Annotated in this window: 18 protein-coding genes and 3 pseudogenes; 15 read left to right on the top strand and 6 right to left on the bottom strand. The window is 69.7% G+C overall.

Annotated features, from left to right (window positions below; translation table 11 throughout):
* Positions 1 to 6: 6 nt before the first annotated feature.
* A pseudogene (locus tag DIZ27_RS48045) lies at positions 7 to 102 on the top strand (hypothetical protein); the annotation flags it as partial.
* Here the strand turns inward: DIZ27_RS48045 and DIZ27_RS49070 are convergent.
* Positions 100 to 366: pseudogene (locus DIZ27_RS49070) on the bottom strand (transposase); the annotation flags it as partial. The pseudogenes DIZ27_RS48045 and DIZ27_RS49070 overlap by 3 nt on opposite strands.
* A 722-nt stretch (positions 367 to 1,088) precedes the next feature.
* On the opposite strand from DIZ27_RS49070, the gene DIZ27_RS40900 reads away from it, so the two are divergent.
* The 5 genes from DIZ27_RS40900 (at position 1,089) to DIZ27_RS40880 (ending at position 6,877) form a co-directional block, all read left to right on the top strand.
* Positions 1,089 to 1,493: an STAS domain-containing protein gene (locus DIZ27_RS40900; RefSeq protein ID WP_109383394.1), complete on the top strand. Its 405-nt coding sequence runs from the start codon at positions 1,089 to 1,091 to the stop codon at positions 1,491 to 1,493.
* Positions 1,494 to 1,865: 372 nt separating this feature from the next.
* Positions 1,866 to 2,072 (top strand): hypothetical protein, encoded by a 207-nt coding sequence (locus DIZ27_RS40895; protein WP_109383393.1) that lies wholly within the window; start codon positions 1,866 to 1,868, stop codon positions 2,070 to 2,072.
* A 1,154-nt stretch (positions 2,073 to 3,226) separates the two neighbouring features.
* On the top strand, positions 3,227 to 4,651 hold the full coding sequence (locus DIZ27_RS40890; RefSeq protein ID WP_109383392.1) for a family 2B encapsulin nanocompartment shell protein: 1,425 nt from the start codon (positions 3,227 to 3,229) through the stop codon (positions 4,649 to 4,651).
* A gap of 5 nt (positions 4,652 to 4,656) precedes the next feature.
* The gene (locus tag DIZ27_RS40885; protein WP_109383391.1) at positions 4,657 to 5,961 is read left to right on the top strand and encodes a family 2 encapsulin nanocompartment cargo protein terpene cyclase; all 1,305 of its coding nucleotides are present in this window, start codon (positions 4,657 to 4,659) and stop codon (positions 5,959 to 5,961) included.
* Positions 5,962 to 6,001: 40 nt separating this feature from the next.
* Positions 6,002 to 6,877 (top strand): geranyl diphosphate 2-C-methyltransferase, encoded by an 876-nt coding sequence (locus DIZ27_RS40880; protein WP_258308818.1) that lies wholly within the window; start codon positions 6,002 to 6,004, stop codon positions 6,875 to 6,877.
* 406 nt (positions 6,878 to 7,283) lie between these two features.
* Here the strand turns inward: DIZ27_RS40880 and DIZ27_RS45365 are convergent, their stop codons facing one another.
* Positions 7,284 to 7,493, bottom strand: a complete 210-nt coding sequence (locus DIZ27_RS45365; RefSeq protein ID WP_146229089.1) for a hypothetical protein — start codon at positions 7,491 to 7,493, stop codon at positions 7,284 to 7,286.
* A gap of 187 nt (positions 7,494 to 7,680) precedes the next feature.
* On the opposite strand from DIZ27_RS45365, the gene DIZ27_RS40875 reads away from it, so the two are divergent.
* A complete protein-coding gene (locus DIZ27_RS40875; protein ID WP_109383396.1) occupies positions 7,681 to 8,514 on the top strand; it encodes an IS5 family transposase in 834 nt (277 codons plus the stop codon).
* Here DIZ27_RS40875 and DIZ27_RS40870 read toward each other — a convergent pair.
* From DIZ27_RS40870 to DIZ27_RS40860, 3 genes are all read right to left on the bottom strand, one after another.
* On the bottom strand, positions 8,429 to 8,887 hold the full coding sequence (locus tag DIZ27_RS40870) for a hypothetical protein (RefSeq protein ID WP_109383390.1): 459 nt from the start codon (positions 8,885 to 8,887) through the stop codon (positions 8,429 to 8,431). The two genes, DIZ27_RS40875 and DIZ27_RS40870, sit on opposite strands and share 86 nt — an antisense overlap.
* A 23-nt stretch (positions 8,888 to 8,910) precedes the next feature.
* Positions 8,911 to 9,396, bottom strand: coding sequence for an RICIN domain-containing protein (locus tag DIZ27_RS40865; RefSeq protein WP_109383389.1), 486 nt, complete (start codon positions 9,394 to 9,396; stop codon positions 8,911 to 8,913).
* 438 nt (positions 9,397 to 9,834) lie between these two features.
* Positions 9,835 to 11,232 carry an IS1380 family transposase gene (locus tag DIZ27_RS40860; RefSeq protein WP_109381670.1) on the bottom strand — a complete coding sequence of 466 codons (1,398 nt, stop codon included), beginning with the start codon at positions 11,230 to 11,232 and terminating at the stop codon, positions 9,835 to 9,837.
* A 65-nt stretch (positions 11,233 to 11,297) separates the two neighbouring features.
* Between DIZ27_RS40860 and DIZ27_RS40855 the strand changes: the two genes are divergently transcribed.
* From DIZ27_RS40855 to DIZ27_RS40820, 6 genes and pseudogenes are all read left to right on the top strand, one after another.
* The gene (locus DIZ27_RS40855) at positions 11,298 to 11,777 is read left to right on the top strand and encodes a Tn3 family transposase (protein WP_109383388.1); all 480 of its coding nucleotides are present in this window, start codon (positions 11,298 to 11,300) and stop codon (positions 11,775 to 11,777) included.
* 290 nt (positions 11,778 to 12,067) lie between these two features.
* Positions 12,068 to 12,391: a hypothetical protein gene (locus DIZ27_RS40845; RefSeq protein ID WP_258308817.1), complete on the top strand. Its 324-nt coding sequence runs from the start codon at positions 12,068 to 12,070 to the stop codon at positions 12,389 to 12,391.
* A gap of 46 nt (positions 12,392 to 12,437) precedes the next feature.
* A complete protein-coding gene (locus tag DIZ27_RS40840) occupies positions 12,438 to 12,758 on the top strand; it encodes an STAS domain-containing protein (RefSeq protein WP_146229088.1) in 321 nt (106 codons plus the stop codon).
* 733 nt (positions 12,759 to 13,491) lie between these two features.
* On the top strand, positions 13,492 to 14,199 hold the full coding sequence (locus DIZ27_RS40830) for an IS6 family transposase (RefSeq protein ID WP_109383386.1): 708 nt from the start codon (positions 13,492 to 13,494) through the stop codon (positions 14,197 to 14,199).
* Between the two features lie 28 nt (positions 14,200 to 14,227).
* Positions 14,228 to 15,208 (top strand): annotated as a pseudogene (locus tag DIZ27_RS40825) (IS630 family transposase); the annotation flags it as partial.
* A 289-nt stretch (positions 15,209 to 15,497) separates the two neighbouring features.
* Entirely contained in the window at positions 15,498 to 16,190 is a 693-nt protein-coding gene (locus DIZ27_RS40820) for a 1-acyl-sn-glycerol-3-phosphate acyltransferase (protein WP_109383395.1), read from the top strand.
* 52 nt (positions 16,191 to 16,242) lie between these two features.
* Here DIZ27_RS40820 and DIZ27_RS40815 read toward each other — a convergent pair whose 3' ends face one another.
* The gene (locus DIZ27_RS40815; protein ID WP_258308816.1) at positions 16,243 to 17,016 is read right to left on the bottom strand and encodes an integrase core domain-containing protein; all 774 of its coding nucleotides are present in this window, start codon (positions 17,014 to 17,016) and stop codon (positions 16,243 to 16,245) included.
* 386 nt (positions 17,017 to 17,402) lie between these two features.
* Between DIZ27_RS40815 and DIZ27_RS40810 the strand changes: the two genes are divergently transcribed.
* Together DIZ27_RS40810 and DIZ27_RS40805 are read left to right on the top strand one after the other, a co-directional pair.
* Positions 17,403 to 17,930 carry a hypothetical protein gene (locus DIZ27_RS40810; protein WP_109383384.1) on the top strand — a complete coding sequence of 176 codons (528 nt, stop codon included), beginning with the start codon at positions 17,403 to 17,405 and terminating at the stop codon, positions 17,928 to 17,930.
* 280 nt (positions 17,931 to 18,210) lie between these two features.
* Positions 18,211 to 19,800, top strand: a complete 1,590-nt coding sequence (locus DIZ27_RS40805) for a S8 family serine peptidase (RefSeq protein ID WP_258308815.1) — start codon at positions 18,211 to 18,213, stop codon at positions 19,798 to 19,800.
* Positions 19,801 to 20,464 lie beyond the last annotated feature (664 nt).

The raw sequence follows: 20,464 nt of genomic DNA, 5'->3' as shown, positions 1-20,464 counted from the left end.
GTCCAGGTGGGACGCCAGTCTCCGTACCCGGAGGAGTTCCGGAGGGACGCCGTCGCGCTGTATCGCGCGGGCGACGGCAAGCGCACGTACGCGGCCGTGGCCGCCGAGCTCGGGATCACCGGGGAGACACTGCGCACATGGGTCCGCAAGGACACCGGGGGCAACGTGTCGGCCGTCCGGGGCGGGAGCGACCCGGACGGCCGACACGTTGCCCCCGGTGTCCTTGCGGACCCATGTGCGCAGTGTCTCCCCGGTGATCCCGAGCTCGGCGGCCACGGCCGCGTACGTGCGCTTGCCGTCGCCCGCGCGATACAGCGCGACGGCGTCCCTCCGGAACTCCTCCGGGTACGGAGACTGGCGTCCCACCTGGACATCCCTCCCTGGACCATCAAGATCCATTGTCAGGGTGTCCACTCCAAGGGATCAGCCTCAGCAGCCCCAGCCTGGTCGGCCCCAACCGGCCTGCGCGCCCGGATGCGCGAATCGCCTCGGTACCTGTTGCACAGCCCAGGCAGTCCCCGGGGTGCCGGCCGGCCGGGCCGCTGCGCACCGATGCGCAGTGACTCCACCGGCCTGCGCATTCCGGACGGGTGGGCTGCGCAGCGCGCTGACCTGCGCTGGTCGGGTCTGTGGTCGGCCCAACCGGCCTGCACGCGCGATGCGGAGGCGTCCCGGCGCCCACTGCGCAGCCCTTCTCCCAGACGGCTGGAGGTCGCGCAACCCCGTGTCGGTTGCACAACCCGGGCAGTCCCGAGGCACCGGACAACTGGGCTGCTGCGCACGCCAATGCGCAGCGGTGCTGGGTGCTGCGCAATCTTCGGCCGGTTGGGCTGCGCTACGCGCTGGCCTGCGGTGGTCGGGCTTGTGGTGGGGGTCCCTGGCCGTCGTGGTCGGGGCGGCAGGTGCCCCGTGGTCGGGCCTGCGCAACCGCCGCGGATGGCGCAGGCCCGACCCGGCTTGCGATCAGGGGACGGGTGCGTTGAATGGAAGCAGGCGGCATCTGCAGGCAGCACAGACACACCGGGACAGCCTCGCAACGCGTCGCTGGGGGTTCCTCGTGCCATCCCAAGCCGCGAAGGGGGTTGGCCATGCGAACGACCATCGTCCGCACCGAGGACATCGTCGTCAGCTGCGACCAGGTGAACGGCTGGACCGTTGTTGAGGTCGACGGCGAGGTAGATGTCCGTAGTCATTCCAGGATCCGTGAAGCAGTGATCACGCTGCTTGGTGACGGGCACCGGCATTTCGTCCTGGACCTGTGCTTCGTGCCGTTCCTGGACTCGATGGGGCTCGGCACGGTCGTAGCGATCACCAGGCTCATCCGGCAGTACGAGGGATCGTTGCGGATCACGTGCCCCTCCGCCCGGATGCTCAAGATCTTTCACCTCGGCGGCCTGGGCGAGGCGTACGAGTTCTACGACTCGCCACAGGAGGCGACGTGCCAGGCACCGACGGGTGACGGCCTGGTGCGCTGGCCCGGCCCCCGCGGTTGAGCAGAGCAACGGGCACGGCGCAGCGATGCGGCGCATCGCGGTTCCTTGTCTCCACGGCTATTGGTCAACTGAACGGTTCCCTGGCCACACCCAAGAGAACTTGGGCACAAGGGCGTCAACCGCCGCCGCAAGGGCGCCACCAACACCCTGGCCGCGCTGAAGTCGGTCCGATGCGTGCATCATCTGGCGGGGCACCATCGTCTCAGGGTCACGGCCTTGGGGGGAGTTCGCCGACGTGGAGCGGATCGACATCGAGCTGTAGATGGTCGTTGCTCCGGGCTGAGGCGCGGTGAAGTGCTGCAGGGCGTGGGGCGGATGGGGCAATCTGTGCTCGGAGAACGTAGGGAGCCGGGCGTCCGGCGAGGGGGGATTATGGGGATTTCGCTGGCTGAGGCGTTGATCGAACCCGTCGACGACGACAGCTGCCTCCTGCACCTGGGCGCCGACAACCCCCGTGACCTCGCCTGGATGATCACCTCGGTCGATGCCGATTTCTCCCTCACCAACGCGCCACCCGAACTCGCTGACGCCCTGCGCGCCCACGCCGCCCGCTGCCTGAACGCAGTACGCAAGGCATAGACACGCGTACCGCGCAGGCGTCGGCGCGTCGACGGCGACGGCAGGGGCGCCGTGGTCCAGGAGAAGCTCGCCGCGCACCGGGTGCTGCCTTCACAGGTGCGCGACGACTTGAGTGCGGACCCCATCCGCCGCTGAGCCCCACGGTCAGGGCGTTCTCCGGTGGGCGGTAACCGGTCTGTCGGTCCGCCTTCTCGGCAATGCCTCAGGGGCGAGCCCATGGCCACCATCGGCGTGTGTACCCCTGGGCATGGTGGTCACCGAATGTGGTGCCTCAAGGCGGCATCCAGCGACGTATGCCACGTGCCGGACTGCAGGACAGTCTGTCTGGGTAGGGAGGAGCCGGTACCGGTACTGACGGCGGCCGTGACAAGCGGCTCGCCAGCGGGGCGAACTCCTGGCCGCCTACGGGGAGAACGAAAAGTGGCCGCTGACACCGCTCCCGATCGGCCGCGTCCGTCGCTCGGGCGTCGCGCCTCCCACCTTGCCCCGCACCGCCCATGAGCGTTCAGGAAACTGAACGCCGTAGCGGTGATCCCTGCGCGGACACTCCCCAGACCCCGAAACGCCGAAGCCAGCCAGACCCCGAAACGCCGAAGCCAGCCAGACCCCGAAACGCCGAAGCCAGTAATCTCCCGTCGCCTGCCCGCCCTGTTCCCCAAGGGTCCGTGAACGTCGTCAAGGCCCCAGGGCAACGCACCCACCGCTGGCGGTAGCGCGCGGCCCGGAACTGTGCTGTGCTCCTGTCTTCCCGTCCGGCAGGGTCACGCCGCCGGCCCGGCCGACGACGCCACCACGTTCCTGCGCGCCCTGCTCGTGCTGACCAGCATCGAGGTCGCACGCTGACCGACGGTCTTCGCCGCGGGCAGCCGCCCACGGCCGGCGTGAGTATTCCGGGGACCGATCACACCGGCTCCTCGATCTGCGTCTTTGAGGATGTACAGAGCTCAGTGGGTGAACCCGGGTCGCCCCGGTCGGGGGCGCACGGGGGCGCGTTCTTCTGGTGGGCATGTGCCCCCGCACACCGGCCGTGGCGATCACCCATTATCGACTACTCACTGCTATTCATTTTTACAGAGCGTGACGGCGGCGGGTGTTTGTCACGCCGCTCCATCGTGTGAAGAGCACGAGAAGCGCCGGAAGGAAGAGGTGTGGCCATGTCGGTCGAGACGAGTGCGCCCCCCGTGGAAGACGCCGCAGAACAGCATGAGCAGCAGAGCCTGGGTACGCAGGCGGCGCGGAACCTGGCGACGACCACCAAGTCCGAACCCCAGATGCAGGGGATCAGCTCGCGGTGGCTGTCGCGGATGCTGCCGTGGGTGAACGTGCCGGGCGGGACGTACCGGGTCAACCGGCGTCTGTCGTTCACGGTCGGCGACGGACGGGTGAGCTTCATCAAGTCCGGCGCGAAGGTGAGGGTCGTCCCGCAGGAGCTGGGCGAACTGCCGCTGCTGCGCGGTTTTGAGGACGGCGACGCACTGGGCGCGCTGGCGGAGAAGTTCGTGCAGAAGGAGTACGAGCCCGGCCAGGTCGTCGTCGAGGCGGGCCGCAAGGCCGATCACGTCTACCTGATCGCGCACGGCAAGGTGGAGAAGATCGGCCAGGGGCCGTACGGCGATGAGGCGGTCCTGGGGCTGATGGCCGACGGCGACGCCTTCGGCGGACAGGTACTCGGCGGGACGGACGACAAGTGGGAGTTCACCGCCCGCGCGGCGACCGCCACCACGATCCTGGCGCTGCCGCACAGCGCCTACAAGGCGGTCGCCGACCGCTACGCCCACCTGCGCGACCACGTGGACCGGCTCGGCTCGGACGGGCACAAGCCGGTGAACAGGTCCGGTGAGGCGGACATCGTGCTGGCCTCCGGGCACGAGGGCGAGCCGGCCCTGCCGGCCACCTTCGCGGACTACGAACTCGACCCCCGCGAGTACGAGCTGAGCGTCGCGCAGACCGTCCTGCGGGTGCACACGCGGGTGGCCGACCTCTACAACCAGCCGATGAACCAGACCGAACAGCAGCTGCGCCTGACCATCGAGGCCCTGCGGGAGCGGCAGGAGTACGAGCTGGTCAACAACGAGGACTTCGGCCTGCTCAACAACGCCGACTACGACCAGCGGATCTCCACCTACTCCGGGCCGCCGACCCCGGACGACCTGGACGAACTGCTGAGCATGCGGCGCAGCACCCGCTGCATGTTCGCCCACCCCAAGGCGATCGCCGCCTTCGGCCGGGAGTGCAACAAGCGAGGCATCTACTTCGGCGGAGTGGAGCTCAACGGCCACCAGCTGCCCGCGTGGCGCGGCGTGCCCCTGCTGCCGTGCGGCAAGATCCCGGTCACCAAGCAGGGCACCTCCTCGATCATCGCCATGCGCACCGGCGAGGACGACCAGGGCGTCATCGGCCTGTACCAGACCGGCATCCCGGACGAGGTCGAGCCGGGCCTGAACGTACGGTTCATGGGCATCGACGAGAAGGCGATCATCTCGTACCTGGTCAGCACCTACTACTCCGCGGCGGTCCTGGTGCCCGACGCCCTGGGCATCCTGGAGAACGTCGAGGTCGCCCGGACGAACGGGAGCTGACCGCCGTGTCGCTCATCTCCCGCGCGAGCGCGCCCGCGGCCGCCCACACCACGGCGGACCTCATCTCCGCCCTGCTGCGCGATCCGCGGCGCCCCGGCCGCCGCGATCTCTTCACTCCACCCCGCCCGGCCGGCGGATCCAGTCCTCTCCCGACGGGCCCGACCGGGCTGGGCTCGTCCGCGGCCCGCATCCCCGCGCGGTTCCTCGGGCACGCCCTGTCCGCCGCCGACGCCACGGCGGCGGGCTCGGCCGTGCGGGAGCGCAGCCTCCGCCTCCCGGGCGGTCCGACCGGCCTCGGCTCCTCAGCGGCCCGCCTCGGCGGGCGGACACCGAGCTCTGGCAGCAGCCCGCAAGGCCCCGTGCTGCACTGTCCGCCCGCCGTGCGCGACGACCCCGCCCTGGGAGAAGAGGTCAACGAGCGGCTCGTCACCTGGGCCGAGGAAGTCGGCATCTACCCCGGTCAGCTCGACCGGGTCCGGTCCTGCGACTTCGGACGCCTGATCATGCTGGCCCACCCGGAGACGGACGATCCCGACCGGCTGCTCGCGGCCGCCAGGTGCGCGCTGTCCGAGTGGGCGGTCGACGACCACTACGTCGACGGCGAGGTCGAGGAGGCACGCCCCGAACTGCTGGGCCGGCGCCTCGCGATCGCCCACTCGGTGATCGACCAGGCCCACCTGCCACGGGCGTACGCACCGCAACTGGAGGAGGTCGTCCGCAAGGACCCGGTCGTGGTCGCCCTGCGCTCCGCCCTCGACAACCTCGCCCACTACGCCACGACCACGCAGATGCGCCGGCTCCGCCACGAGCTGGCCATCATGTTCGTGGCGTACAACCAGGAAGCCGTCTGGCACACTGCCCGACAGACGCCGCCGGTCTGGGAGTTCCTGATGCACCGGCACGAGAACAGCTTCGTGCCGTGCATGGTGCTCGTCGACGCGGTCGCCGGTTACGAGCTTCCCCAGGCGGAGTTCGCCGACCCCCGCGTGCGCCGGGTGTTCACCCTGGCGGGTTCCGCCAGCGTGATCGTCAACGACCTGTACTCCATGGGCAAGGAAGACCCCACGGACTTCAGCCTGCCGCGGCTCATCGCCGTGGAGGAGCAGTGCTCGCTCGACGAGGCCGTGGAGCGGACCGTCGAGATCCACGACGAACTGATGCACGCCTACGAGGCCGAGGCGGCCGCCCTGGCCGCGACCGGCTCCCCCGCACTGGCCCGCTTCCTGGCCGGTGTGTGGGCCTGGATGGGCGGCAGCCGTGAATGGCACGCGGGCAGCGCCCGCTACCACACCACGGCCGGCACCGCCTGAGGCCGCCCCTTCCCCTTCCGACACCCGAGTAAGGACCCCCATGCCCAGAATCGGCACCGAAATGGAAGCCATCGTCATGCGCGACGTGCTGCGCACCGACTACCAGAAGTCGGTGGCGGACTACTGGAACAAGGAGAAGGACCCCGTCAACATCCGCCTCGGCGAAGTCGACGGCCTCTACCACCACCACTACGGACTCGGCGAGTACGACCCCTCCGTCCTGGACGCACCGGCCGACACCCGCGACCAGCGCATCATCGAAGAACTGCACCGCCTGGAGACCGCGCAGGCCGAGGTCCTGCTCGACCACCTCGGCGCCATCACCCCCGACGACCGCCTGCTGGACGCCGGCTCCGGCCGCGGCGGCACCAGCTTCATGGCCCACACCCGCTTCGGCTGCCCCGTGGACGGCGTCAGCATCTCCGAGCAGCAGGTCGCCTTCGCCAACGAGCAGGCCGAAAAGCGCGGTGTCTCCGACAAGGTGCGCTTCCACTTCCGCAACATGCTCGACACCCGTCTCGACAGCGGATCCCGCCGCGCGATCTGGACCAACGAGACCACCATGTACGTGGACCTTTTCCAGCTGTTCGCGGAGCTCTCCCGGCTGCTGGAGTACGGCGGCCGGTACGTCTGCATCACCGGATGCTCCAACGACGTCACCGGACTGCGCTCCAAGGCGGTCAGCCGCATCGACGAGCACTACACCTGCAACATCCACCCCCGCAGCCACTACTTCAAGGCGCTCGCCGCCAACAACCTCGTCCCCATCAAGGTCGTCGACCTGACCCCGGACACCCTCCCGTACTGGGAACTGCGGGCCAAGTCCTCCGTGGCCACCGGCATCGAGGATTCGTTCCTCACCGCCTACAAGGAAGGCAGCTTCCACTACCTCCTCATCGTCGCCGACCGCATCTGACCCGGTGGGCGTCGGCACTCGGGCCGGCCCGCTTCCTTACCGAGCACCGGGGCAAGGGGGTTCGGGGCGTGTCCGCGCAGGGATCACCGCCACGGCGTTCGGTTTCCCGAACGCAGGAGGGTGGTGCCGACGGGATGGAAGGCGGTCGCGGGTGGCAGGTGAGTGGGTGAGGAAGTGCCGCCCGGAGCTCGGGTGCCGGCGCGGAGAGACCGACGAGGACCCCGTCGAGGCGTACCACCCACTCCGCCAGGGCCGCCACTGACCAGCGAGGCCGAAGCGTTCGGGAAACCGAACGCCGTGGCGGTGATCCCTGCTCGGATACTCCACGGACCCCAGATCCGGGAGCTGTTTGCCGGGGAGGGTAGATCATCACGCGCCCCTCGGCATGCTCCGGACCGGCCCGCGGTCAGGGCTTGGGAGGGTTCATGTCCATGCGCTCGGGTCCGATGGTCCAGAACTGGGCGAGATACGGGACGAAGTAGTCCAGCCACACGGGGACGGCGGCACCGTTGCCATAGGGGAAGATTTGGGGTGAGAAGGCTTCTCGAAACCGGGCGTGGGGCTGGGGGTTCCGTACGGGTGTGCTGTTCGGGTGATCGTGGCCGTGCGGGGGCATGAAGGCAGGGCCTCTCGGTAGTGCAGAGGGTGTCTACGCCACTGCTCACCGGGAGGCCCTGTTGCCGCAGTTGTATCGGYCCGCYGKGGAAGAGTCCACTGCGGACACGCGGGTGTGCGACTGTTTCGCCCACACGCATGGCAACGCCGCGGACCATCCGTCCGGCGGGCACCGCTATCCGACCGACATGACGGACACGGAGTGGGCYGCGGTCCGCGCCATGATCCCGGTGCCGGCGTGGGCCGAGGGCCGGGGCGGCCGGCCGGAGGAGTACTGCCACCGGGACATACTCGACGCGATCCGGTACRTGGTGGACAACGGCGTGAAGTGGCCCGCGCTGCCYGCCGATTACCCGCCGTGGAAGGCGGTGCACCGGTTCTTCACCCGSTGGCGCAAGCAGGGGCTGATCGATGAGTTCCACGACCGGCTGCGCGCCGCGACCCGTCACGCGGAGGGCCGGGACGCGGAGCCGACGGCGGGAGTGATCGACTCGCAGTCCGCCAAGGGCACGTCCACGGTCGCAGCCGCGACCAGCGGCTATGACGGCGGGAAGAAGGTCAAGGGCCGCAAGCGGCACCTCATGGTGGACACCCTCGGCCTGATCCTGGCGGTGATGGTCACCCCCGCCTCGACGGGGGACCGCCACGCCGCCCAGGGCCTCCTCGCCCGGGCCACCTCACGGCATCACCGGCTCCGGCGGGTGTGGGCGGACAGCGGATACACCGGCATGCTGGTGGGCTGGTGCGCCACCGTCCTGAACCTGATGCTGACCGTCATCCGCCGCAGCGACGACCACCAGGGCTTCACCGTGCTGCCCAAGCGGTGGATCGTGGAGCGGACCTTCGCCTGGCTCACCCGCTCCCGCCGCCTGGCCCGCGACTACGAGCGGCTGCCCGCGTCGTCGGAGGCGATGATCCTGTGGTCGATGACCATGGTCATGACCCGCCGCCTCGACCGCCACCGCAGGCGAACCGGCCCGGCGCCGGCTCGTGCGCCCATCCCCGCGCAGCGAGCCGCTTGAGCTTGCTCCGCACACCCTCGATCTTCGCCGGAACCACCTCCAGCCCCAACAAGCAAGTGATCTCACGGCAGTTCAGTGGCTGGCCGCCGGTGGTGCGGCGTTCGGCCAGCAGGCCCATGACCTGCCGATACTCCGGCGCCAGCACTGCGGCCGACAGCCCCTCCCGCCAGAGGGGAACCACCGACCCGGGCCTGGCCGGCTCACCGTCCCGGCCCGCGGTTTCGCCGCCGTCCCACACCTCGCCGACCCGCCTGCGGGCGATCAGCCACTCGTCCCACTCCGACTGCGCCGCCTCCAGCTCGGCCTGCAGCTCCTCCACCCGCTTGCGGGCCGCACGCTCCCGCTCCTCCAGCCGCCCCAGCACCGACGCCATCACGTACCTCCAGCACGCCACCATCACGGACGCACCGGACCTACCTCACCCACCCCGGCATCATGCCTGACCAGCACAAACCCAGCCCCCACACTCGGTTTCGAGAAGCCCTCTGAGACCGCCAGATCCGGACGACCTTCGGGATGCAGGCTGAAACCGGTGGCGAAGAGGGGGTTGGGACGCACGCTCCAGCGCGCCGCCGAGGCACCATCGGGGACGTCGACCAGGTGAACGCTCAAGGCACCACGGCCATCTGCGACCGATGCCAGGTATCGCTTGTACGCTGTCTCGGCGTTCCTGATGGTGTAGGTGTTGGCACCCACCTGGCTGAAGATCCACCGCTCACCGGCATTCGTGATGCCGTTCGCGTCGTCCATGATGACAGTCGGGCCCAAGCTGCCGTTGTAGCCTTGGGTGTTCAGGTGGTGCTGGGTCACCAGCGTGTTGAGGTTGACCGGCTTGTCGACGGGGATGTCGACCACGGCGGGGTCAGGCCGGGAGACGGGCATGGATTCTCCTTGGTGCGCTGGTGAAGGTGGAGCACGGTTCCCGGCCTCGACTGGTAAGCCCGCATGTTGTGGTGTCGCGTATTCGCAGCTAAGCCAGCAAGTAGTCACGGCGTGCGAGATTTGGTCGCCACTGCATGGCTCCGCGGTATTTCAGGTGACTTGCCGCCCCTCTCAGGGCGTCAACTGTCTTGAAGCGGCCTACTTCAGTCGGTTCGCCCGTGGGGCTGTGATCGCGGAATTCTCCGCATGTGCGACTCAAACGGGGCAAGCTATCCCTTAGCCTCGATCCACCGACGTGCTCTGAAGGTGATCTCTTGATCGTTTTGTGAGCTGGTTTCGGTCGGTGATCGTGGATGGGCAGGTTGTTTCTGCTGGTCTGCCCAGCTTTTCCACGGTGCGGTTCCGGTCGAGCCCTGGCGGGCGGGGTGGGCAGGGGGATCAGGCCAGTGCGGGTGGGTCGTGGACGGTGTCGAAGAGGTGTGTCCAGGCTTGCTCCCAGGGCCAGTTGCAGGGCAGGTGCAGGGTGATGCGTCGTGCGGATCGCGCGATCCGGGCCGGGACCTGGACCAGGTGGGCCCGGAGGGTGGCCGTGGTGGCCTTGGCGTGGAACGCGGAGGCCAGGGAACCTGCGGCCCGCAGCAGGTTGTAGGCCATCGCCCACAGGGTCAGCCAGGCCGCGTTGGCGTGGAAGTGCCCGGACGGCAGATGGGCCAGGGCCCCGGCCTTGCTGTCCGCGATGACCTGCTCGACCACGGCGTGATGGCGGTGTTCCCGCTCGGCCTGCAGGGTTGCGGCGGGCTGGTCGGTGAAGAAGGGGTGGTAGCGCCAGACGGGAAACAGCTCGCCCTGCTCGCCCACGACGGCGGGTTTGGCCAGGTCACGGACCCGGCGCACGATCAGCCGGGCGGTGACCCGATCTGCTTTCTTCCGGCTGGCGAACGCGGTGTATTCGGGTATCTCGGCGACTTCGGCGTCCGAGATGAGTTCACCGGTCTCGGGGTCGGGGACCGCGGTCGGGTAACTGATCTGCTGCCAGGCGTCGTTGGGGATGCCGAGGACGGCCCGCTTGATGGAGGGGTTCATCCCGGTGGTGATCGAGAAGTGGGCGCCGGCCCGGTGGCAGGCGGCGATTACCCCGGCGTTGTAGAACTGAGAGTCGGCCCGCAGGATGCGCAGGCCAGTGCAGCCGGCCTCGACGGCGGTGGCCAGGGCCTCGCTCACGAATTTCGGGGCGCCCCGGGAGTCTGCTGCTTTGCCGCGTCGCATCCGCACCGTGGCGATCACCGGCCGTGCGTGCGGGGTGCAGACCGTGGCGAGGAGGGGGTGCAGGGTGCGGATGCCCTTGAACCGGCCGTACTCGGCGCCCTGCTTGGTCCGGCCGTAGACGCGTTTGTGGGTGGAGTCGACATCGATGAACGCCTTCTCTCCAGAGCCGGGCAGCAGTGGAGTGCGCGCGGCCAGCGCGGCCAGGAATCTGCGGTGCACAGCATGGAGTTGGAGGGCATGACCGTGGGTGAACGCGCGAAGGAAGATGCCGAGCGTGGACGGGGCGCGAATACCGCCGAACAGCGTCGGCATCGCCCCGTGCCGCAGCACGCGGAGGTCGTCGATGCTGTCCGCGCCCGCCGCCATGCCGGCCACGATGCTGCTGACCTTGGAGTCCGCCGCAGCCCCCGCGCCGTTCGTCGTCCCGGTCAGCTTCACCTTCTGCGTCACCAGGTCCGACAGCCCACACCGTTCGGCCAGCCGCATCACCGGAACCAGCCCGGCATGCGCAACCAGGTTCGGGTCATCGAACACAGCGGACACCGCACGTGGCGGCGTGGAAGAATGCATCCCGGAGATGCACCTCCGAACTGGTTGAGTAGAAGCCTAGAGAACTCCTATTTTCCCAGGTCAGAGTGCATCTCCACTTTCATGTCCAGGCACTGGACGAACCATCACCCGGTGGATCGAGGCTTAGCGTTGTTCTTTCGGCGAGAACTACCGGGACCCCATATAGGTGCAAGAGCGCCCGGCAGCTCAACAAGGGCGAGTCGCTCCACTTTCTGCGCCGCCAGCTCCACTACGCCCGCGAGGGCAAGGTCACCCGCAGCCAGCCCGAGCAGCAGAACGAGCAGGCGTGGTGCCTGACCGTGGTGACGAACGCGGTGGTCTGCTGGCACACCGAGTACATGGGCCTGGCCGTCGGTGAACTGCGCACCGTCGGCCGCAAGGTGGACGCCGAGGTCCTGGCGCACATCTCCCCGGCCCGCAGCTCGATGGTCAGCTACTACGGTTCCATCACCGTCGACTACGAGCGTGAACTCGCCCAGCTCGACGAAAGGGGACACCGGCCGCTGCGGACCGCGGCCGCCGACGAGCCCGGAGCCGGGCTGTAACCTCAATCGGTCCCGGCGGCGGGTACAGCGAAGGCCCGCCCCCCACGGGGCGGCCGGGGCGGCGGTGGGCGGGCCAGCCGACTGGGATGACGTACGCGCGGGCGAAGTGTGTGCCGATGTGGGCCTTGTGGAGGTGCCCGGCGATCACACGGTCGCCTTCGACGCCCATGACGACGTGGATGTGGGCGAAGCCGTTACGGATCTCGCCGGTGCAAGAGCCCCAACGCCGTCCGCTACACCCTGCTCACCGGAGCCTTCCTCTTTAGCCGCCGGCGACCTGGGCCACGGTTTTGCGCATCGAGCACGGCCCCAGCACGGCCAACATCTGGGCCCAGTGCCTCCTCATGCTGATCGCCACCGACATCTACTGGAACAGCGCCTGGCCGAAACTCCGCTCGCCCCAATTCCGTATCGGCCTCCACCTCGCCCAGTGGATTCACACCTACACCCAGGTCAGGGACCAGCTGCCCTACCGGCGTCAGTACGCCGTCCCCGGCTTCGTCCGCCGCCACATGGGCAATCTCACCGACCGGGACGCCCGTCTCTGGCGCCTGGTCGCGGCCACCGGCATCACGGCGAAGAGCGCGCTGCCCCGGCGTTGCGGCGTACGGTGAAGGCACGGCCCGCTCAGCGACGCGCGCAGGGGGCGCGGTGTACGACATGATCCAGGTGGAATCCCACGCCACCGGGCCCGGCAGCTGCCGGGTGACCGTGGCCGGGGACCTCGACGTGTGCACCGCCCCCACCGTCCGCGACGCCCTCCGCGACGCCGTGAGCCGTCAYGAGCGGGTGGAGGTGGACTGCGCCGGACTGTCCTTCTGCGACTGCTCCGGACTGTCCGCGCTGCTGGCCGCCGCCCGCGCGGCGAAGGCCGCCGGGGCCGAGTTGCGGTTGTGCGCGGTCCCGCACGTCCTGGCCCGGCTGCTGCGGCTCTCCCACACCGGCAGCGCCTTCACGATCGAGCAGCCGAGCGTACGGTGAGGCCGTGGCCGGCCCCGGCGTGCGCCGGGGCCGGCCACGGCCGCAAGCCGCTGAAGGCGACCGCCCGCAGTGACGCCCAGTCCTGCTCGAAGGCGTGCGCCCAGGCAGAACGCCGGTGGCGGCGCCRCTACGCGAAGGCCGTCGAGTTCGGCTTCCTCCTCATCGCGGGCCGCACGGCCGAGGCCTCCCGGCGCTGCCGGGCCTGCGGGCGCCGGTCGTCCCCGGCCACGGCCACCGCCGCGCCGCAAGATTCTGCCGGCCTGCGTGCCGACGGGCCGCCCGTCGGCACGCAGGCCGGCGGGCGCAGTCCTGGCGCGAAGCCGTAACGCCCGCCGCCGATGTGGAGCCTCCCGGAAGCCGCTGCACGTCGCTGAACAGCAGGGATAAGCCCCGGCTCGTGGGGCGCCCGCCGAGGGCTGGCGGCAGGGGACCGCGGTCGGCCCCTCCGGCGGGCGGCCGGGCCGGGGGCGGCGCCGGGGGCGGCGGCCGCGTCGCCGCCGGGGCGGGCGTACCGCGCCAGGGAGCGGACGGAGGCGTGGCGGGAGCGGGCCGGCAGCATCGGGGCGGGGGGTGCGCTCGGCGTCGGGGGGAGCGCGGCCCGACACAAAGGCCCGGCACCGCGGAGGGTGCCGGGCCTGTTCGGGCGCTGGGGTCAGACGACGCGGGGCGTTGTCACGTTGGCTGACCGGCGTGGGATGATCTTGTGGTTGATCGTGCCGGGGAGGATTCGCTCGTGTCGTCCGTGCCGCCGTCGTACCAGGGGCACCGGTACCCAGTGGAGGTGATCGCGCACGCAGTATGGCTGTACTTCCGCTTCCGGGAGGTCGAGGAGCTGATGCTCGAGCGCGGTGTGCTCGTCTCGTACGAGACGATCCGGCGCTGGTGCGCGAAGTTCGGGCAGGTCTACGCCAACGCACTGCGTCGACGCCGGCCCCGGCCCGGTGATAAGTGGCACCTGGACGAGGTCTTCGTGAAGATCAACGGCGAGCTGAAGTATCTGTGGCGGGCCGTCGACCAGAACGGCAACGTCCTCGACATCCTCGTCCAGAACCGGCGGGACAAGGTCGCGGCCAGGCGCTTCTTCCGTCGGCTCCTCAAAGGAATCGGGGCCGTGCCGAGGGTGATCGTCACGGACAAGCTCCGTTCCTACAGCGCGGCGCACCGCGAGATCATGCCCTCGGTGGAACACCGCTCGCACAAGAGCCTGAACAACCGGGCGGAGAACAGTCATCAGCCGACGAGGCAGCGCGAACGCGCCATGAAGGGCTTCCGCTCCGTCGGCGCCGCACAAAGATTCCTGTCCGCGTTTAGCGGCATCTCACCCCACTTCCGGCCCCGCCGCCACCTGATGACCGCCCCCGGCCACCGAGCCGAGATGACCATCCGCTTCGCCATCTGGGATCAGGTCACCGGCGTTGCCGGCCTGCCCGCCGAGGCCTGAACACCGGCCCGAAACCCGACCCCCGCCACGCCTCGACGCGTCGTCAGAGACCCAGGCACCCAACAACGTGACAGCGCCCCGGGAGCTGCGGATCTCCGCGGACACGGTCCGCAAGTGGCGGCGGCGGTTCCTGGCCGAGCGGCTGGACGGCCTGGCCGACGAGCCCCGGCCGGGCCGGCCGCCCACCATCGGCGTGGACCAGGTGGAGGCGGTCGTGGTCGCCACGCTGGAGGAGATCCCGAAGAACGCCACGCACTGGTCGCGGAGGTCGATGGCCGAGCACAGCGGCCTGTCCAGGTCCACCGTCGGCCGGATCTGGCGGAGGTTCCAGCTCAAGCCGCACCTGACGGACACCTTCAAGCTGTCCACGGACCCGTTGTTCGTGGAGAAGGTCTACGACGTCGTCGGGCTGTACTTCAACCCGCCCGAGGGTGCGGTGGTCCTCTCGGTGGACGAGAAGTCCCAGATCTAGGCCCTGGACCGGTCCCAGCCGGTGCTGCCGATGATGCCCGGGATGCCCGAGCGGCGCACCCACGACTATGTCCGCAACGGGCTGACCACGCTGTTCGCCGCGTTCGACGTCGCCACCGGCGAGGTCATCAGCTCCCTGCACCGCCGGCACCGGGCGGCGGAGTTCAAGAAGTTCCTCATCAAGATCGACAAGGAGGTGCCGGCACACCTGCAGATCCACCTGATCTGTGACAACTACGGCACCCACAAAACACCCGCGATCAGGACGTGGCTGTCCAAACACCCACGTTTTCATATGCACCTCACCCCGACCGGTTCCTCGTGGATCAATCAGGTCGAGCGGTGGTTCGGCTTCCTGGCCGACCAGATGATCCGCCGCGGCGCCCACAAGAACGTGCAAGCCCTCGAAGCTGATATCCGCGCCTGGGTCAAGGAGTGGAACGAGGACCCCAAGCCGTTCATCTGGACGAAGACCGCCGAAGAGATCCTCGAATCCCTCGCCCACCTCTGCCGACGGATCTCTGGCGCATCACACTAGCGAGGGGCCCGTACCGCTGTCTGCTTCTTACGCTGTCGGTCGCGGGGGACGAAGATCCCGGTGACGAGCGCCGGCGGGGCGGGCTGGACGGCGGGGCGTAGTCGAGGGGCCCCCACCACAGCGCCTTCGCCCGCTCCGTGGCCTGCCCGGGTGCCCGGGGCCGGCGCGCGGGGGATGCGCGAGCGGACACGCGGCGGTGACCATTGACCGGGTCCCGGCCGGGAGGATAGGACCTGACCACCCGGCCCGGAGGTACCGGGGAGCCGAGTCGGCAGTGGAGAAGCCGCCCGTGTTCTATTACCTGCTCAAGTACGTCTTTCCGGGGCCGTTGCTGCGGCTGCTGTTCCGGCCGCGGGTCGAGGGGCTCGAGCATGTTCCGCCGCAGGGCGCGGCGATCGTCGCCGGGAACCATCTGTCCTTCGTGGATCCCCTCCTCATGCCCGCGGTCCTGAAGCGGCGCATCACGTTCCTGGCCAAGGCGGAGTACTTCACGGCGCCGGGTCTCCGGGGYCGGCTGACCGCGCTCGTTCTCCGCGGTGCCGGGCAGATTTCGGTGGACCGGTCGGGCGGGGCCGCGGGGCRGGCGGCGCTCCGGRAGGGGCTGGGGGTGCTGGCGAAGGGGAAACTGCTCGCGATCTATCCGGAGGGCACGCGTTCGCCCGACGGCCGACTGTACAGGGGCAAGGTCGGGGTGGCGGTGCTGGCTCTGGGCGCGCAGGTTCCGGTGATTCCGTGCGCGATGGTGGGCACGTTCCAGATCCGGGCTCCGGGRCGKGTCCTGCCGAGACTYCCGGCGGTCACGATCCGTTTCGGCAAGCCGCTGGACTTCTCGCGCTGTGCGGGGATGGCGCACCAGAAGACGGTGCTGCGGGCCGTCACCGACGAGATCACGTACGCGATCCTGCGGCTGTCGGGCCAGGAGTACGTGGACCGGTATGCGGCCGACGTGAAGGCCGCGCAGGCGATGGGGCGGCGGGGCTGAGGTCCCGCCTGTACTACTTCCGAAACTCAGTCACCAGGTCTCACCTGGTGGTTCACGCTGCGGCTTCGTACTCGTTGATCAGCCCACCGAGAACGGGTTTGCGGCGGGCCCGCCCCGCCCGGACCGGGAACGGGATCACGTTCGGGTCGTCGGGGGCGCGCAGGCTCAGTCCGGCGCCTTGATGACTGCGCCCGCCGTTGTAGTGAGCGAGGTAGCGGTCAAGGACCGTGCGCAGGTGACGCTCGCCGCCGATGAGCATTCGGTCGGTGCACTCGGCGCGGACAGTGCGCACGAACCGCTCGGCGATCGCGTTCATCCGCAGCGCTTGGGGAGCCGTGAGCAGCACGTCGATCCCGCGCGCGGCGAGTACGGCGTCGAAGGCCTCGGTGAACTTGGCGTCACGGTCCCGGAGCAGACGGCGGAACCGGTGCCGAGTCTGCTCGAGATCGGCGGTGAAGTCCCGGGCCGGCTGCGTGGCCCAGGTGCTGGTCGGGTACCGGGTCACGCCCAGCAGGTGGACCCGGCGGGTGCGGTGCTCGATGACGAACGCCACGTACGGCCGAGTCAGGAGTGCGCAGCCCACGTGGAAGAAGTCCATCGCCAGGTTGGAGCTGCCCTCACCGGCTCCCGTCTCTGGCGCCTGGTCGCGGCCACCGGCATCACGGCGAAGAGCGCGCTGCCCCGGCGTTGCGGCGTACGGTGAAGGCACGGCCCGCTCAGCGACGCGCGCAGGGGGTGCGGTGTACGACATGATCCGGGTGGACTCCCGCGCCACCGGGCCCGGCAGCTGCCGGGTGACCGTGGCCGGGGACCTCGACGTGTGCACCGCCCCCACCGTCCGCGAAGCCCTCCGCGACCCCCACATGGCTCACCAGCCTGCCTCGTTGCAGCTCAGTGCTCCACCCGGTAGGTAAGACAAGCCCGCTGCTTGACCGATGGTGTCGAAGGCGCTGCAGAAGTGCCCGCCGCCCGCACCAGGCAGTGCCGGTGCGCCGCCCGCGCCGTCGTCCGCCATCTCCCAAAGCAGCCCATCCTGCCACGCCACCCACGGCTCACCAGTCGCCGGAGCCGATCGAGGGGTCTGCYCCCCGGGAGCAGCTCGTCCGATTGCGGACCGGGCGTCGTCAACTTAGCTTCAACACGTCGGATTTGTTCCGATARGGCCAATGTCGTTCCTTGTGTTGGCTTTCCATGGCATCGAACGGAGCATTCATGTCGGTGATGACCGGTACCCAACCCCTCCAGCAGCACGGCTCGCAGTTCGGCGGCCCGCAGATGGGCGGTCAGCAGATGGGCGGCTCGCAGCAGATCGCCCAGATGGTCCAGCAGACCATCCAGCAGGCGTGTCAGCAGACGGCCCAGCAGGTCGCGCAGCAGGTGCAGCAGACGTTCCAGCAGATCCAGCAGATCCAGCAGCAGCTGCAGCAGCGGCCGGAGCTGGCCCAGCAGGCGCACCCGTACATGGCCCTCGTGCTGCACCGCACGTTGGCCGGGGCCGTGCGCCACGCCGTGGAGCAGTCCGTGCAGCAGGCGCTGCCGAACGCGATCGTGACGCTGCTCCAGCAGAGCCAGCAGAGCCAGCAGGGCATGCAGGGCATGCAGGGCATGCAGGGCATGCAGGGTCAGCAGCCGTGGGGCGGCGGGTACGGTCCGCAGTCGTTCGGCCAGCCGGTCCCGCAGTACCAGCAGCCCGGCTTCGGGTTCGGCCAGATGGGTGGTCAGCCCTTCGGTATCGGCTGACGTCCAGCGGCGCGCGATGCGGTGTGCCCAGGAGCGGTTCCTGGGCACACCGCATCACCGTGGAAGCGCGAGCCGCCTGGGACGGGATCAGGAGCACAAGGACGACGTTGGCGTGGTGAAGGTGGACGTAATGGTCAAGGGAAGGCCCGGAAACAACCGTGAGAGCGGGCCCGGGGGCGCGGGGGCCGGCGGACCGGCACCCGAGGGCAAAAAAGAAGAGGCGCCACGCACCAAAGGCGCGCCGTCACCGATCGAGGTGCAGCCGCGCCGGTCGCGGTACATGGTGACACCACTACCGCAGCAACTGCTCCCACCGGGAGTTCCCGAACTGAGCATGGACGCGGTGTGCGACCGGCTGGACCGGATGCCCGAGGTCACGGTGGTCCGCAGACTCCGGCCGCCGGAGAAGCTCCAGTCGGCGGAACTGCCCCCCTCCTGCCCGGAGATCGCGGTCGTCGAGGCGGCCGAGGCCCAGGTACCGGCGATGCGGTCGCTGCGCGTGCACATCGAACCGGATCTGCCACTGTCCGCAACMGTACCCGCCGCCACACAGACCGCGGGCATGCTGTCGCTGCGTGATCCGGGGCTGGTCATGCCCCTGGAACAACCCGTGAAGATCGCGCTGCGCGTCTGCGGCCCGGACGAGGAACCGCTGGCCGGAGCCGGGGTGTTCCTGATCGGGGCGAGCTGGCCGAGTCAGGGCATCACCGGGGCTGACGGGACGGTCACCGTCACCCTGGCGACGGAGACCGAACAGTCCGTCCAGTCCCTGTACGTACGTCCCACGGGCGGATACGCGGACCGCTGGATCCCTCGCCCCGACCTGTCGGCGGCCCGGGAGAACCTCGTCACCCTCACCCCGCTGTCCAAGGTGTACCCGGAACTGGAGCAGCGGCAGCAGTACGGCTGGGGCCAGCAGGCCATGCGGCTCGACCGGCTGCCTCCCACGTTCCGCGCCTTCGGCATCAAGGTCGGCATGATCGGTTCGGGCGTCAGCGCCGAGCACYCCGATCTGAAGCAACGCGTGAGGTCCGGGGTCGGCATCGTCCACGGCACGGACGAGGGCTGGGCGCACGACACGGTGGGCAGCGGTACCCACGCGGCGGGCATCATCGCCGGGGCCGACACCGGCAAGGGCGTCATCGGCATCGCCGTCGACGCCGAGATCGAGGTCTGCCAGGTCATGCCCGACGGGCACTTCAGCGACCTGATCGCGGCCCTGGACCACTGCATCGAGCGCGAGGTCGACATCGCCCACATCGCGGTGGCGACGCCCTACACCTCGGCGCTGGTCTCCCGCAAACTCGCCGACGCCAACGCGGCGGGCGTCGCCTGCGTCGCCCCGGCGGGCGACACCGGTGGACCGGTCACTTTCCCGGGCGCGCTGCCCACCGTGTTCGCCGTCGGCGCACTGGGCGTCTTCGGCTCCTACCCGCAGGACGCCTCCCAAGCCACCCATACGGGGCCGCAGTTGACACCGGAAGGGCTGTTCGCGGCACCGTTCAGCTGCTACGGCCCCGGAGTCGATGCGGTCGCCCCTGGCGTGGCGGTCCTGTCGTGCGCCGCGCAGGGCGGCTACACCGCCCTGGACGGCACCGGCACGGCCTCGGCCCACGTCGCCGGTCTCGCCGCGCTCGTGCTCGCTCACCACGAGGACTTCCACGGCCAGCTGCTGCCCCGCGGACCCGGCCGGGTGCAGCACCTGTTCGAGATCATCGCCGCCAGCTGCCGCCAACTGGCCGCCCCGGCAACTCTGGAGGCGGCCCGCGTCGGACGCGGCCTGCCCGACGCTCTCGTCGCCCTCGGCCTGGCCCCCGGAGTGCAGCTCGCTCCGGCCCTGTCACCCATCGCCCCCTCCATGACCGGGTAGGTCCTCTACCCGCGGCCTGCACGCCGACCGGCACCCGCCCTCGCCTCGGGGCGGGTGCCGTTCGGCGTGCAGGCCAGGCGGAATCGAAGCTGGGTATTCCCGGGCATCGCGGCCCGCTGCGCGGCCTTGACCTCCTCGGCGGAGACCTCCACAGCGGGCAGAGCCCACTTCGAGGCGGGCCATGGATTCCGGGGCGGGCTGCCGGTCGCGGGTGACGCGCAGGGCCTCGGCGGCGAGCCGGGTCAGCGCCCGCTCCCAGGAGAGCACGTCGTCGTTGACAACCTGTGGGGCTGACGGCCCGGCCATGCAGCACGTTTCCGACCTCAGTGATCCGGCCTCTGAGCTGGGCCGTACCTGCTTAGCCTCGATCCACCGACGTGCTCTGAAGGTGATCTCTTGATCGTTTTGTGAGCTGGTTTCGGTCGGTGATCGTGGATGGGCAGGTTGTTTCTGCTGGTCTGCCCAGCTTTTCCACGGTGCGGTTCCGGTCGAGCCCTGGCGGGCGGGGTGGGCAGGGGGATCAGGCCAGTGCGGGTGGGTCGTGGACGGTGTCGAAGAGGTGTGTCCAGGCTTGCTCCCAGGGCCAGTTGCAGGGCAGGTGCAGGGTGATGCGTCGTGCGGATCGCGCGATCCGGGCCGGGACCTGGACCAGGTGGGCCCGGAG

The organism is Streptomyces sp. NWU339, assembly GCF_003143855.1.
Lineage (GTDB): Bacteria > Actinomycetota > Actinomycetes > Streptomycetales > Streptomycetaceae > Streptomyces.
Note: the sequence above shows the minus strand (reverse complement) of the source record. Positions and strands in the feature narration are given on the sequence as shown.